The organism is Micromonospora sp. HM5-17 (assembly GCF_003762835.1).
Lineage (GTDB): Bacteria > Actinomycetota > Actinomycetes > Mycobacteriales > Micromonosporaceae > Plantactinospora.
Genome location: NZ_RJWA01000002.1, coordinates 193,588 through 205,880 on the forward strand (window position 1 = coordinate 193,588; position 12,293 = coordinate 205,880).

Annotated in this window: 12 protein-coding genes and 1 pseudogene; 6 read left to right on the forward strand and 7 right to left on the reverse strand. The window is 74.2% G+C overall.

What is annotated here, in order from left to right:
- Positions 1-37 precede the first annotated feature (37 nt).
- The gene (locus EF879_RS06145; protein ID WP_199736171.1) at positions 38-295 is read left to right on the forward strand and encodes a substrate-binding domain-containing protein; all 258 of its coding nucleotides are present in this window, start codon (positions 38-40) and stop codon (positions 293-295) included.
- 194 nt (positions 296-489) lie between these two features.
- Positions 490-1,329 carry a GNAT family N-acetyltransferase gene (locus EF879_RS06150; protein ID WP_123555719.1) on the forward strand — a complete coding sequence of 280 codons (840 nt, stop codon included), beginning with the start codon at positions 490-492 and terminating at the stop codon, positions 1,327-1,329.
- 53 nt (positions 1,330-1,382) lie between these two features.
- Here EF879_RS06150 and EF879_RS06155 read toward each other — a convergent pair whose 3' ends face one another.
- Both EF879_RS06155 and EF879_RS06160 read right to left on the reverse strand, forming a co-directional pair.
- The gene (locus tag EF879_RS06155; protein ID WP_123555721.1) at positions 1,383-2,450 is read right to left on the reverse strand and encodes an NADH:flavin oxidoreductase/NADH oxidase; all 1,068 of its coding nucleotides are present in this window, start codon (positions 2,448-2,450) and stop codon (positions 1,383-1,385) included.
- A gap of 63 nt (positions 2,451-2,513) precedes the next feature.
- On the reverse strand, positions 2,514-3,806 hold the full coding sequence (locus EF879_RS06160) for a dicarboxylate/amino acid:cation symporter (protein ID WP_123555723.1): 1,293 nt from the start codon (positions 3,804-3,806) through the stop codon (positions 2,514-2,516).
- A 420-nt stretch (positions 3,807-4,226) separates the two neighbouring features.
- Here EF879_RS06160 and EF879_RS27990 point away from each other — a divergent pair, with 420 nt between their 5' ends.
- Positions 4,227-4,691, forward strand: coding sequence for a hypothetical protein (locus EF879_RS27990; protein ID WP_233604264.1), 465 nt, complete (start codon positions 4,227-4,229; stop codon positions 4,689-4,691).
- 371 nt (positions 4,692-5,062) lie between these two features.
- Here EF879_RS27990 and EF879_RS27995 read toward each other — a convergent pair.
- Positions 5,063-5,788, reverse strand: a pseudogene (locus EF879_RS27995) (DUF998 domain-containing protein); the annotation flags it as partial.
- A gap of 146 nt (positions 5,789-5,934) precedes the next feature.
- On the opposite strand from EF879_RS27995, the gene EF879_RS06170 reads away from it, so the two are divergent.
- Complete coding sequence (locus EF879_RS06170; RefSeq protein ID WP_123555725.1) at positions 5,935-6,438, forward strand: DUF456 domain-containing protein; 504 nt, start codon at positions 5,935-5,937, stop codon at positions 6,436-6,438.
- A 698-nt stretch (positions 6,439-7,136) separates the two neighbouring features.
- On the opposite strand, the gene EF879_RS06175 is transcribed toward EF879_RS06170, so the two are convergent.
- The gene (locus EF879_RS06175; protein ID WP_199736173.1) at positions 7,137-8,720 is read right to left on the reverse strand and encodes a SulP family inorganic anion transporter; all 1,584 of its coding nucleotides are present in this window, start codon (positions 8,718-8,720) and stop codon (positions 7,137-7,139) included.
- Entirely contained in the window at positions 8,717-9,049 is a 333-nt protein-coding gene (locus EF879_RS06180) for a helix-turn-helix transcriptional regulator (RefSeq protein WP_123555727.1), read from the reverse strand. Before EF879_RS06180 ends, EF879_RS06175 begins: the two co-directional genes overlap by 4 nt.
- A gap of 483 nt (positions 9,050-9,532) precedes the next feature.
- Here EF879_RS06180 and map point away from each other — a divergent pair, with 483 nt between their 5' ends.
- Both map and EF879_RS06190 read left to right on the forward strand, forming a co-directional pair.
- Complete coding sequence (gene map, locus EF879_RS06185; RefSeq protein WP_123555729.1) at positions 9,533-10,390, forward strand: type I methionyl aminopeptidase; 858 nt, start codon at positions 9,533-9,535, stop codon at positions 10,388-10,390.
- Entirely contained in the window at positions 10,387-11,097 is a 711-nt protein-coding gene (locus EF879_RS06190; protein WP_123555731.1) for a VIT1/CCC1 transporter family protein, read from the forward strand. Before map ends, EF879_RS06190 begins: the two co-directional genes overlap by 4 nt.
- Positions 11,098-11,302: 205 nt before the next feature.
- On the opposite strand, the gene EF879_RS06195 is transcribed toward EF879_RS06190, so the two are convergent.
- Both EF879_RS06195 and EF879_RS06200 read right to left on the reverse strand, forming a co-directional pair.
- Positions 11,303-11,725, reverse strand: a complete 423-nt coding sequence (locus EF879_RS06195; RefSeq protein ID WP_123555733.1) for a ferritin-like domain-containing protein — start codon at positions 11,723-11,725, stop codon at positions 11,303-11,305.
- A gap of 97 nt (positions 11,726-11,822) precedes the next feature.
- On the reverse strand, positions 11,823-12,275 hold the full coding sequence (locus tag EF879_RS06200; protein WP_123556789.1) for a hypothetical protein: 453 nt from the start codon (positions 12,273-12,275) through the stop codon (positions 11,823-11,825).
- Positions 12,276-12,293 lie beyond the last annotated feature (18 nt).

Below are 12,293 nucleotides of genomic sequence, written 5' to 3' on the forward strand. Positions count from 1 at the left end.
GGGGCCGGCCGCGACCGGGCCACTCTGGTCGCGGTGGGTGCCGACCGCGGTACTGCTGGTCGGGGCGGTGTACTGCCTGCACCGGGCCGGCCGCCGGGTGCCGGAGGACGTCGCGGTCGGCGGCTTCGACGACTCCAAGGTGGCGAGCACCCCGGTGCCCCGGCTGACCACGATCCGGCAGCCGTGGGCCCGGCTCAGCGCCGAGATGGTCCGGCTGCTCCTCGGCCACCTGGCCGGCGAGTCGTACGCCGCGGTGATCCTCCCGGCCGAACCGGTGATCCGGGGGTCCGCGTAGCGCTGGTCCCGCCACACCTCGGCGGGGCAGCCCGGATGGTCGGCCCGGACCCGGACAGCCGAGCCGGTACCGGGCCGGGTCCGGGCCGCCCCGCCCGGGCTGGCGTACCCGCCGTCCGGCCCGGCCGGGTACTCGCGGGATCGGCGGACCGTGATCAGCCCCCACCCGGCCGTTGATCTGGCAGGCTGGTAACCGTGCTGATGGTCCCGGTACGTCAGCTCGGTGAGGCCGAGCGTGCCACGGTGGAGCGGATCCTCGACCTCGATCCCTTCGCCGCCGCCCAGGTGGCCGAACGCGTCGCCACCAACGGGCTCTCCTGGTGGCGGGCGGACGGCCGGGTGCTGGGCTACGGCGAGCGCGACCGGATCGAGGCGCTCTGCTGGCTGGGAAGCCAGCTCACCCCGATCTGCGCCCACCCGACGGCGATCGCGGCCTTCGCCGAAACGCTCGGGTCCGAGGAACGGTACTGCTCGTCGATCGTCGGGCGGGCCGACGGGGTACTCGGGCTCTGGGAACGGCTCGCCCCGCGCTGGGGTCCGGCCCGCGACGTACGCCCGAACCAGCCGCTGCTGGCGACCGACGCACCGCCGCCGGTCGACCCGGACCCGGAGGTACGCCCGGTCCGGCCGGGCGAGGTCGACCTGCTCTTTCCGGCGGCGGTGGCGATGTACACCGAGGAGGTGGGGGTCTCCCCGCTGGTTGAGGACGGCGGCCGGGCGTACCGGCAGCGGGTCGCCGACCTCGTGCGGACCCGGCGGGCGTACGCGCGGTTCGTCGACGGCCAGGTGATCTTCAAGGCCGAGCTGGCGGTGGTCACCCGGCGTACCGCGCAGGTCCAGGGGGTCTGGGTGGATCCGGCCTGGCGCGGTCGGGGCATCGCCACGGCCGCGATGGCGGCCGTGGTCCGGGACGCCCTCGCCCGGGTCGCCCCGAGCGTCAGCCTCTACGTCAACGACTACAACGCGCCGGCCCGCCGGGTCTACGAGCGGTGCGGCTTCCGTTCGGTCGGCACCTTCGCCACCGTCCTCTTTTGATGAAAGGAAGGGCCCCTTCTTATCGGTTTTCGTAGAAGAAGGGGCCCTTCCTATCACCAGGCGCGCCGGTACTGCGGCGGAGTCGGCGGAGCGGCGCCCAGCGCCGCCGCCGCCCGGCGCGGCCAGTACGGGTCGCGCAGCAACTCCCGGCCGAGCAGCACGAGGTCCGCCTCCCCGTCGGCGACGATCGCCTCGGCCTGCTCGGGTTCCGTGATCAGGCCAACCGCTCCGGTCGGCACCCCCGCCTCCCGACGGACGCGGGCGGCCAGCGGCACCTGGTAGCCGGGCCCGATGGGGATCTCGGCGTGTGGCGCGAGCCCGCCGGAGGAGCAGTCGATGAGATCGGCGCCGGCGGCGACCAGGTCCCGGGCCAGCAGCACGCTGTCGGCAGGTGTCCAGCCGTCCGGCACCCAGTCGGTCGCCGAGATCCGGACCAGCACCGGTACGTCGTCGCCGACCGCCGCCCGGACCGCCCGGGTCACCTCCAGGACAGGGCGGGTCCGCCCGGCCCGGTCCCCGCCGTAGTCGTCGTCGCGGTGGTTGGTGAGCGGGGAGAGGAACTCGTGCAGCAGGTAGCCGTGCGCGGCGTGCACCTCGACCGCGGCGAACCCGGCGGCCAGTGCCCGGGCGGCGGCGGTGGCGAACGCGTCGACCACCCGGGCGATGCCCGCCGCGTCCAGCGCCTCCGGTGTCCGGTACGTCGGCAGGAACGGTTCGCTGCCCGGGCCCACCGGGGTCCAGCCGCCCTCGGCGTCCGGCACCCCGCCCTGCGCCGGTGCCCAGGGCCAGTACGTCGACGCCTTGAAGCCGGCGTGGGCGAGCTGGACGGCGGGCACCGCACCGGCTTCGGCGACGAAGGCGGTGATCGGCCGCCACGCGTCGACATGGGCATCCGACCAGAGTCCCGTGTCCCGAGGGCTGATCCGCCCCTCGGGGAGGACGGCGGTTGCCTCGGTGATCACCAGCCCGGCCCCGCCGACCGCGCGGGCGCCCAGGTGCACCCGGTGCCAGTCGGTGGGGAGGCCGTCCGGCCCCGCCGAGTACTGACACATCGGCGCCATCGCCACCCGGTTCCGTAACGTCACCTGGCGCAGCGTCAGGGGCGTGAACAGCACGCTCATTCGGCGACCTTCCTAAGAACCCTAGAGATCAGAGAAATCCAGACCGGGAGGACCAGGGTCGGCTCAGGCCGCGACCGGGGCCGGCGACTCGGCGGGGACCTCCTCGGTCAGGTCCCGCCGGCCGGCGGAGTCGTACGTGGCCCGGTCCAGCACGCCCTCCCGAGCGGCGACGACCGTCGGCACCAGGGCCTGGCCCGCCACGTTCGTCGCGGTCCGCATCATGTCCAGGATCGGGTCGATGGCGAGCAGCAGACCGGCACCGGCCAGCGGCAGTCCCAGGGTGCTCAGGGTGAGGGTGAGCATCACCAGCGCCCCGGTCAGCCCGGCGGTGGCGGCCGAGCCGACCACCGAGACGAACGCGATCAGCAGGTAGTCGAGGGGGCTGAGGTTCACCCCGAAGACCTGGGCCACGAAGATCGCCGCCAGCGCGGGGTAGACGGCGGCGCAGCCGTCCATCTTGGTGGTGGCACCGAACGGTACGGCGAACGACGCGTACTCGCGGGGCACGCCGAGCCGCTCCACCACCCGCTGGGTCACCGGCATCGTGCCGACGGACGACCGCGAGACGAAGGCGAGTTCGATCGCCGGCCAGGCGCCGGCGTAGAAGCGCAGCGGGTTGAGCCGGCCGGCCAGGACGAGCACCAGCGGGTAGACCACGAGCAGCACGATCGCGCAGCCGACGTACACCGCCGTGGTGAACGTGGCGAGCGGCGCCAGCAGATCCCAGCCGTACGCCTCGACGGCGTGGCCGATCAGCCCGAGCGTGCCGAGCGGGGCGAGCCGGATCAGCCACCAGAGCGCCTTCTGCACGATCGCCAGTACCGAGCGGTTGAACTCGACGAACGGCTCGGCGGCGGCCCCGACCAGCAGGGCGGCGATGCCGGCGACCACGGCCAGGAAGACGATCTGGAGCACGTTGTTCTCGACGAAGGCGCCGAAGACGTTCGTCGGCACCAGGCCGGTGAGGAAGTCGGTCCACGAGCCGGTGCGCTGCGGTTCCTTGGCGGCGCTGAGGTCCAGCGTGACACCCCGGCCCGGGTTCGTCAGCAGGCCGAGACCGATGCCGACGGCGACCGAGGCCAGCGCGGTGATCCCGAACCAGAGGAGGGTCTTCAGGGCCAGCCGGGCGGCGTTGGCCACTCCGCGCAGGCTGACGACGCTGACCACGATGGCGGTGAAGACCAGCGGCGGTACGGCGACCCGCAGCAGTTGCACGAAGAGGCTGCCGATGGTGTCGAGGGTGGTGCCGAGCCAGGAGAGGTCGGCGACCCGGGCCAGGTAGCCGAGGCCGAGCCCGAACACGAGGCCGAGCAGGATCTGTACGGAGAAGGGAATCTTGCGTAGAAGAGTGGGCATGACGGGTCCAAGGGGTCTGGTCCGGCCGGCCCGATCGGGTCGGGAACCGTCCGCGGGCGCGGTCGGAGGGCGGTCTGACGGTCGAGGGGACGCGGTCAGCCGCGACAGCCGGCGCTGGCCTGTAGCCGCAGGTCGACGTACAGGCGGACGGTCAGGAACCAGATGTTCGTCATCGCTCAGTGACGATACGACGTCACGCGAGGAAGCAAAAGGAGCGGTACCCGTGAAGCTCCTTACGGTCGGCGCGATCTGGCTGGCCGGGGCGGATCCGGATCCCGCGTCCGATCACACCGGGATGCGCGTGGTGACTCGATCCAGACCTCGTAATCCCGCCGATGGGGGTGTGTGGCGGGTCACGCCGGCCCGGCACACCGCCTCGGTACGGAGCGGACGTCCCCCGTGGGCGAGGAGGCCGCGACGATGAGAAGCCGCGGCGTGACCCTGTCGGCGGTGGTCGTGGCGGCCCTGCTCAGCCTGCTCTCCGCGCTCGCCCTGCCCTGGGCGTGGTACGGCGACATCGACGTACCGCTGCGCCGGCTGCCGTACTGGTGGCTGCATCTGGCGAGCCTGTCGGCGCTCTACACGGCCGTGGCGTGGAGGGTCGTCGTCCGGCCGGCGCGACGCCGGACCTCGACCGTGCTGACCCTGGTCGCCGGTGCGGCCGCCGCCCTGTCGGCGATCCTCGTCGCGCTCGGTTACGACGACGCGTCCACCCTGTTCCCCGGGGTGGTCCCGATGGTCGTGCCCCGGCTCGGTCCCGGTGTGTTCCTCGCCGTGCTGGCGGTCCTGGTCACGTTCGGGGCGGTTGCCGCGACCGGTGGCCGGGAGTCCGCCGCCGAGCGGGGAGTCGGATCTCCGGTACCGGACCGGGCGGGCCCGCCGTGAGACGGCGCGGCCTCGACGCCGCCGGGGCGGTGCGCCGGTTGCTCGCCGCCGGATCGGTCCGGCGGTAGATCGCCGCCGGGCCAGCGCGGTTGCTCGCCCCCGGGCGGGTGGCGCGGTGGGTCGCCGCCGGGGCGGTCGGGCCGGGCGGTGGTTCGAGCGGAGCCGGGATCCGCGTAACCGGCGGATGGTCCGGGCGAGTCGTCGTCCGGGAGCCGCCGATCGCACCGGCGTCGGGACGCGGGGCGCGGATGTCGCGGCGGGCCGGCCGCGGGCCCCGCCCGCGTGGCCAGGAGATGGCTGGTGCCGATCCGCAGCGCGGTCGCGCCGAGCCAGAGCACGCCGATGCCGAGCAGGAGCCGCTCCACCACCCCGACCAGCAGGCCGCGTCCCACGATCACCATCCCCAGCCCGACGGCCGCCGAGAGCGGCAGTGCCAGGACGGCCGCGCCGGCGGCGAGCCGACGTACCGGCCGGGAGACCTCGGCCGACGACCAGAGCGCCAGCATCGCGAAGACCCCGGCGGCGACAGCGGCGACGCTCGCGCCGCCGTGTACCAGGTCGGCCAGGCTGACCGACTCGTACGGCGGCAGGGGGCAGCCGTTGGTGCACGGCACCGCCCCCGAGACCACGGTGCCGGCGGCACTCGCCCCGAGCAGGGCCGCCGCGACCCGGGTCGTCGGCGGCAGCGCGGCGGCGAGGAGCGCCAGCCCGGCGGCGAGCCCGAAGATCCCGGCCCGGTAGAGGGCCGCCCCGGGGCTGGGGGCGGTGCCGGCCTCGCTGACATACCCGGCGAGTCCCAGGCTGGGGGCGGCACGGACCGCGAGCAGGACGGCGCCCGTGCCGGCGACGGTGCAGGCCGCGGCGGCGAAGGCGGCGGCCGCCCGGGCGGTGTGTCCCCGGCCCGGCCTGCGGTCGACCGTGCCCCGCTGCGGCCGGGAGCTGACGGCGGGCAGGTCCGGCCCCGGCCGGTGGCCGAACCGGCCATCGACGCTGTTCGTCCGGCTGAGAGGTGCCCGCGCCACGCGGCCAAACCTATCCGGCCCGGGATCGGTCGGTAGACGCGCGTTCGCCGCCGAGCTCGGATCCGCCGTGGGCACGGACCGGTGGGAGCGGCCCGGCTCGACGCCGGGCTGTCCGGCATGATTCCGCCATGGTCCGCCACGGTTCCGTCGCGTCCGGGCGCGCCGGCCCGCCCGACGGGAGGCCGGCTCCGGCCTGGCGGCGGTAGGAGAGGCTGGACGACATGGAGATGACGGACACCGAAGGACTGGTGACGCTCCTCTGCGGCGTCATCATCGTGGTCGGCGTTGTCGGGGTGCTTGCGCCGATCGTCCCCGGGATCATCCTCTGCTGGCTCGGCGTACTGATCTGGGCGATCTTCGGGGACGGCTCGGGCGCCGGGCCCTGGGTGGTGCTGGCCCTGGCCACCCTGGTCGCGCTCATCGGCACCATCGCCAAGTACCTCTGGCCGGGCCGGAACCTGAAGCGCAGCGGTGTACCGAACCTGTCCCTGCTGTCCGGCGGGGTGCTCGGCGTCGTCGGCTTCTTCGTCGTACCGATGATCGGGCTGGTCCTCGGTTTCGTACTCGGGCTCTGGCTCGCGGAGCTGATCCGGCTCGGTGATCCGCGGCTCGCCTGGCCCTCCACCAGGCACGCCCTGCAGGCGGTCGGGCTCGCCCTGCTGGTCGAGCTGGCCGCGGCGCTCGTCGTCACCGGCATCTGGCTGGTCGGTCTCGTCCTCACCTGAGCGGGCCCCGGAGGGCGGAGCACGGGCGGCGTCGCAACTCCACATTCGGTTCCGGCAACCGTCCGTGCCGCTCGCAGCTGGCCTGCTCGACTCCGGCCCATCGTCCCCCGGCCCGTCCCCGACTCGCTCCCCGCCGGATCCGACCCTGCCGGCCTCGGACCCTGCCGGCTGTGGGCCGTTGCCGGGTTCCAAACGCCCCCGGAAGGAGCCGGGCCGACCCGGACCAGACCGACCCCGGACCGGGCTGGCCCGGACCACGGTGACGCGATGACGAGACGAGGACGGCGATGCTCACCGGTGGGCGGCGCGGGGCGGGCGCTGGCACGACGTGCCGTATCCGACGAGAGAGGTGACCGCGTCCCGCGCCGCCGGTGACCGGGTCGTCCGAGGACCCGGTGTGGGTCCGGCGCCTGCCACGCCTCGACACGAGCTGGTGGGCACGTGCCGGTCGGGTCAGGTCATGGACCCTGCGCGCCGCGGTCGGCTGCGGCGCGCGGTGTCGAACCCCCCCCGTTACGCCTCCGAGCATGCGCCACGGCCGAGCCTCGGGCAACGGAATTAGCCGGCGGGGCGGCGTGGGGTGTGCCGGCGGCGCGGAGTCCTCCGCGGCCGCCGGCGCGGAACAGCTCGATGGAGGCCCCGAGCGTACGGTTGGCCGGGTCGGTCGGCGTGTCCCGGCGCGGTCCGGGCCGGGGCCGTCATCCCGACCGCAGCGCGGCGATCGCGGCCGGGGCGTCGGCGTGGACCCGTTCGTCCACCAGCTCGAGTACGCCGAGCGCGGCCAGCGCCTGCCGGTGCTCGGGTCGGATCCCGGCCAGGTGGACGGTGATGTTCCGGTCGTGTAGCTCCTCGATCGCCTCGCGCAGTGCGAGTGCACCGGAGGCGTCGATCGCGGTCACGCCGGAGAGACGCAGTAGCACCACGTCGGTGTGTTCCATCGTGGACAGCGCCTGGCGGAGCTGGTGCGCGGCGGCGAAGAAGAGCGGCCCGGTCGGGCGGTAGACCGTCAGGTGCGGCAGCGGCTCGTCGTGCGGGACCCTGTGGACCCGCAGCGAGCGGGCGACCGCCCGCAGCGCCAACGCGCCGGCGACGACCAGGCCGATCAGCACCGCCGCCACCAGATCCAGCAGCACGGTGGCCCCCGCCGTGAGGACCAGCACCAGCGCGTCCGCCCGGCTGGCCCTCGCGATCGCCCGCAGCACGCCGGGCTGCACCATGCGGACCGCGGTTGCCAGCAGCACCCCGGCGAGTGCGGCGAGGGGAATACCGGCGACCAGGGGCGCGGCGGCGAGCATGATGACCGCGAGGACGATGGCATGGGTCAGCGCCGCGAGCCGGGAGACCGCCCCGGCACGAACGTTCACCGCGGTCCGGGCGATGGCGGCGGTGGCGGGTACGCCACCGAAGAGTGGGGTCACCAGGTTGGCGATGCCCTGCCCGAACAGTTCCCGATCGGGGTGGTGGCGTTCGCCTCGGCGCATCCCGTCCGCCACGGTGGCGGAGAGGAGCGACTCCAGCGCGGCGAGCGCGGCGACCGCGACCGCCGAGGGGAGCAGCCGGGGGAGGGCGTCGAGGCGGAGAAAGTCCAGCGAGGGCTCGGGCAGGGTCGCCGGCAGCGCGCCGATCCGGGCCACGTCGAGGTCCGCGAGCTCAGCGCAGAGGGTCGCCGCCCCGACCGCGAGCAACGAGGCCGGGACCTGCGGGCGCCACCGCAGGAGGATCAGGACGACGGCCGCGACGCCGAGCGAGATCCCCAGGGTCACCCAGTCCGGCCGGGCGACGAAGTCCCGGACGGCTCGACCGGCGACCGGCAGGACCTTCTCGCCTTCTCCGACCGTGCCGAGCGCGGCCGGTACCTGCTGGAGAAAGATGATCACGGCGATCCCGGCGGTGAACCCCTCGACCACCGGAGCCGGCACGAGCCGGGCGTACCGGCCGGCGCGGGCCACCGCCAACCCGATCAGGAGCAGTCCGGCGAGGAAGCCGACGGTGAGCACTCCGCCGGGACCGTACCGCGCCACGATCGGGACCAGGACGACGGTCATCGCCCCGGTGGGACCGGAGACCTGGAGGTTGGATCCGCCGAAGATGGCGGCCAGCGCCCCGGCCACGATCGCGGTGGCCAGGCCGGCGGCGGCGCCGAGCCCCGAGGCGATACCGAAGCCGAGGGCCAGGGGCAGGGCCACCACCGCGACGGTGAGGCCGGCGAGCAGGTCGGCCCAGGGATTACGACGTACGGCGGCCAGGTCGGCCCGGCCGGGCAGGAGGTCGGCCAGCCTCACTCGACCCCGTCCTTGAGGGACGCCAGCAGCTCGGCCTGGCCCTGCAGCATCTCGGTGAGGATGCGCCGGGCGGCCCGCATCAGATCTGCCACGTCCGGACCGGCCAGCGTGTAGACCACCTGGGCACCGTCCCGGTTGGAGACCACGATCCCGGCCCGGCGTAGCACCGCGAGCTGCTGGGACAGATTGGACGCCTCCACCCCGGTCTCGGCGAGGAGGTCGCGGACCGGGCGGGGACCGTCGCCCAGCAGTTCGAGTACCCGGATCCGGACCGGGTGACCGAGCATCCGGAAGAACTCGGCCTTGGCTTGATAGAGCGGAATCTGCATTTGGACAATTGAAAAGTTGTTCAACTAGGAAACTGGTGCAGGGCAGGGGTTCGTGATCTCTGTCACGGTGCCCGTGCCGGCTGCTGGTTGACACGGTGTGGGGAGCCCGAAACGCGGCGGCACGCCGGTGTCGAAGCGGGTTGTCGGGCCCGGTCGCCGGCGAGGGACGTCTGGGGGCGAGCGGCCCCGCGACGCGATCACGGCCGGGACCGCGCTCCGGCCCGCCCGGCCGGGTGACAGCCGGGGCCAGGTGACAGCCGAGATGGCCGGCCCGGCCCGGTGACCGGCGGGATGGTCGGCCCGGCCCGGTGACCGGCGGGATGGTCGGCCCGACGGGCCGGAAGGGTACTTCGTGTCGCTCGAGTCGTCTATGCCTTTTTTCGGTCCTCACCGCCGTCGCTCGGGCGCCGGGACGGAGGTACGGCCGGTGGCGGCGGCCCGGGCGGGTGAGCGTGCCGGGGTCGCGGCGATACGCTGGAGGTCATGACCGTCCGCGCCCCGCTGACCCCCGGCACCCTCTCCCCGCGGCGCCACGTGCCGCCGCACATCGCCCGTCCCGAGTACGTCGGGCGGAAGCGGCCGAAGGAGTACCGCGGGTCGCACGTGCAGACGGCCGAGACAATCGAGAAGATGCGGGTCGCCGGCCGGCTCGCCGCCCAGGCGACACAGCTCGCGGGGGAGTACTGCAAGCCGGGCGTCACCACCGACGAGATCGACAAGGTGGTGCACGAGTTCCTGATCGACCACGGCGCCTACCCCTCGACGCTCGGCTACAAGGGCTTCCCCAAGTCCTGCTGCACGAGCCTGAACGAGGTGATCTGCCACGGCATCCCCGACTCGACGGTGCTGATGGACGGCGACATCATCAACGTCGACGTCACCGCGTACATCGACGGGGTGCACGGGGACACCGACGCCACGTTCTGCGTCGGCGAGGTCTCCGAGGAGGCCCGGCTGCTGGTGGAGCGGACCCACGAGGCGATGATGCGGGGGATCCGGGCCGTCGCCCCGGGACGGCAGATCAACGTGATCGGCCGGGTGATCGAGTCGTACGCCAAGCGGTTCGGCTACGGCGTCGTCCGGGACTTCACCGGGCACGGCATCGGCGAGGCCTTCCACAGCGGCCTCTACATCCCGCACTACGACAGTCCGCGCCCGACCGACGTGATGGAGCCGGGGATGACCTTCACGATCGAACCGATGATCACCCTCGGCACCCACGAGTACGAGATCTGGCCCGACGGCTGGACCGTGGTGACCAAGGACCGGCGCTGGACGGCCCAGTTCGAGCACACCATCGTGGTGACCGAAGACGGCTACGAGATCTTGACGCTACCGTGACCGACGCCTCGACCCCGGTCGACAAGAACCACCACGCCGACGTCTCCGGCGGCTGGCTGCGCCCGGCCGTCTTCGGTGCGATGGACGGGCTGGTCACCAACATCGCGCTGATCGCCGGGGTCGGCGGTGGTGGCGTCGCGCCGCGCAGCATCGTGCTGACCGGTTTCGCGGGGCTCGTCGCCGGGGCGATCTCGATGGGGCTCGGCGAGTACACCAGCGTGCAGTCGCAGAACGAGCAGGTCGAGGCCGAGGTCGTCAAGGAGCGTCGGGAGCTGGAGCGGAATCCGGCCGGCGAGGCTCGGGAACTCGCCGACATCTGGGTGGAGCGCGGACTCTCCCGGGAACTGGCCGAGCAGGTCGCGGAGGCGCTGCGGCGCAACCCGGAGGAGGCGCTGCGGGTGCACGTCCGGGAGGAACTCGGCGTCGACGCCGACGACCGGCCGAGCCCGTGGACGGCCGCCTTCTCCTCGTTCGTCTGCTTCTCCACCGGCGCGCTGATCCCGCTGATCACCTACCTGCTCGGCTTCGACAGCCTGTGGTTGGCGCTCGCGGTCGGGGGTCTCGGCCTCTTCGTCGCCGGTGCGGTCGTCGCCCGGTTCACCAACCGGAGGTGGTGGGTCAGCGGCAGCCGTCAGCTCCTGCTGGGTGCGCTGGCAACCGGGGCGACGTACCTGGTCGGCCGGCTGATCGGCGTCGGCGTCGCCTGAAACCCGCCGGCCGCTCCCGCTCGCGCGCCACGGCCGGCTGCTCCGTACCGTTCGCGCCCCCGGCCCCGGCCGGGGCGGCCAGGGCCGGGGCGTCCGTCCGGTACGCGCCGAAGGACCCGCAGCCCGGCGTCTGCGGGCACCGGCACGGGCCTTCACCCCGCGGCGGCTCCGACCGGAGCCGCTGGTCGGGTCCGACGGGAGGCGGTCACGCCGGTCTGCCGGGGAACGGCACGATGACCGGGGTGATCCCGGCCCGCCGGCGCCAACGGGTGGCCCGGACCGCCGCGTCGGTGAGCCCGTCCAGGACGCTGGTGCGTTCGGCACCCTCGGTGGCCGGGAGCGCGGCCCGCCACACCGCCGCGGTCCGCTCCTCGATCTCGATCGCCAACCGCAGCGCGCTGGCCTCGTCGGTGACCGGGAACGGCAGCTCGTACCCGGCCGCGGCGGACGGCACCTCGCCGCCCTTCTGGCTCAGCAGCAGGATCAGACTGTCCCGACGGCCGCGGTGGGCGGCCTCCGCCTCCCGGGCCTGCTCGGCCGCCTTGCCCTTCAGACGTACCCCGATCGGTCCGTACGCGTAGATCGCCGCGTGCTCGGCGGCGAGCGCCGCCGCCAGTTCGCTGCTCATTCCGCTTCCTCGCTCGTCGCGTTGTCCCGCCGCGTCGGGTGGCCCGCCGGGACACCGGCGGGCCGGGCGTACCGGTTGGCGCGCCCACCCGGCCCGCTCACGAGAGCACCTCCAGGTGGGTGGCCCGGGCGGCGGCGATCGAACCCACCAGCGCGGACCGCTCCGGCGGCGCCTCGACGCAGGCCTGCCGGGCGGTGTTCCGGCCCGCCCGCTCGGCCTCGCGGAGGCCGCGTAGCACCCCGCTCCGGTCCTGCGCGTCGCCGACGACGGGCGGGGCGGCGGTGGCGGTGGGCAGGGTCGTTCCGGTCACCCGGGCCAGTTCTGCGGCGTGCGCCCGGTGCGCCTCGGCGATCGGCCGGAGCCGTTCCGCCAGCTCGGGGACGGCCGCGGCGGCGGCCTCGTACCGGGCGGCGAGGTCGAGCGCACCGGTGATCAGCGGCGCGAGCGGGTCCGGGGCGGGCGGGGGGTCGGGTTCGTCCTCGAAGAGCCCGCATCCAGGCAGTCCGCCGGCGGTGCCGACGAGCGCGAGGAGGGCGGCGGCGCGCACCACCTCGCGGCGGGATCGCCC

Excerpts from the sequence above, each read along its gene's own strand:
- EF879_RS06155 (WP_123555721.1), bottom strand. The coding sequence starts at position 2,450 with ATGAGCGTGCTGTTCACGCCCCTGACGCTGCGCCAGGTGACGTTACGG.
- EF879_RS06160 (WP_123555723.1), bottom strand. The coding sequence starts at position 3,806 with ATGCCCACTCTTCTACGCAAGATTCCCTTCTCCGTACAGATCCTGCTC.
- EF879_RS27990 (WP_233604264.1), top strand. The coding sequence starts at position 4,227 with ATGAGAAGCCGCGGCGTGACCCTGTCGGCGGTGGTCGTGGCGGCCCTG.
- EF879_RS06170 (WP_123555725.1), top strand. The coding sequence starts at position 5,935 with ATGGAGATGACGGACACCGAAGGACTGGTGACGCTCCTCTGCGGCGTC.
- EF879_RS06180 (WP_123555727.1), bottom strand. The coding sequence starts at position 9,049 with ATGCAGATTCCGCTCTATCAAGCCAAGGCCGAGTTCTTCCGGATGCTC.
- map (WP_123555729.1), top strand. The coding sequence starts at position 9,533 with ATGACCGTCCGCGCCCCGCTGACCCCCGGCACCCTCTCCCCGCGGCGC.
- EF879_RS06195 (WP_123555733.1), bottom strand. The coding sequence starts at position 11,725 with ATGAGCAGCGAACTGGCGGCGGCGCTCGCCGCCGAGCACGCGGCGATC.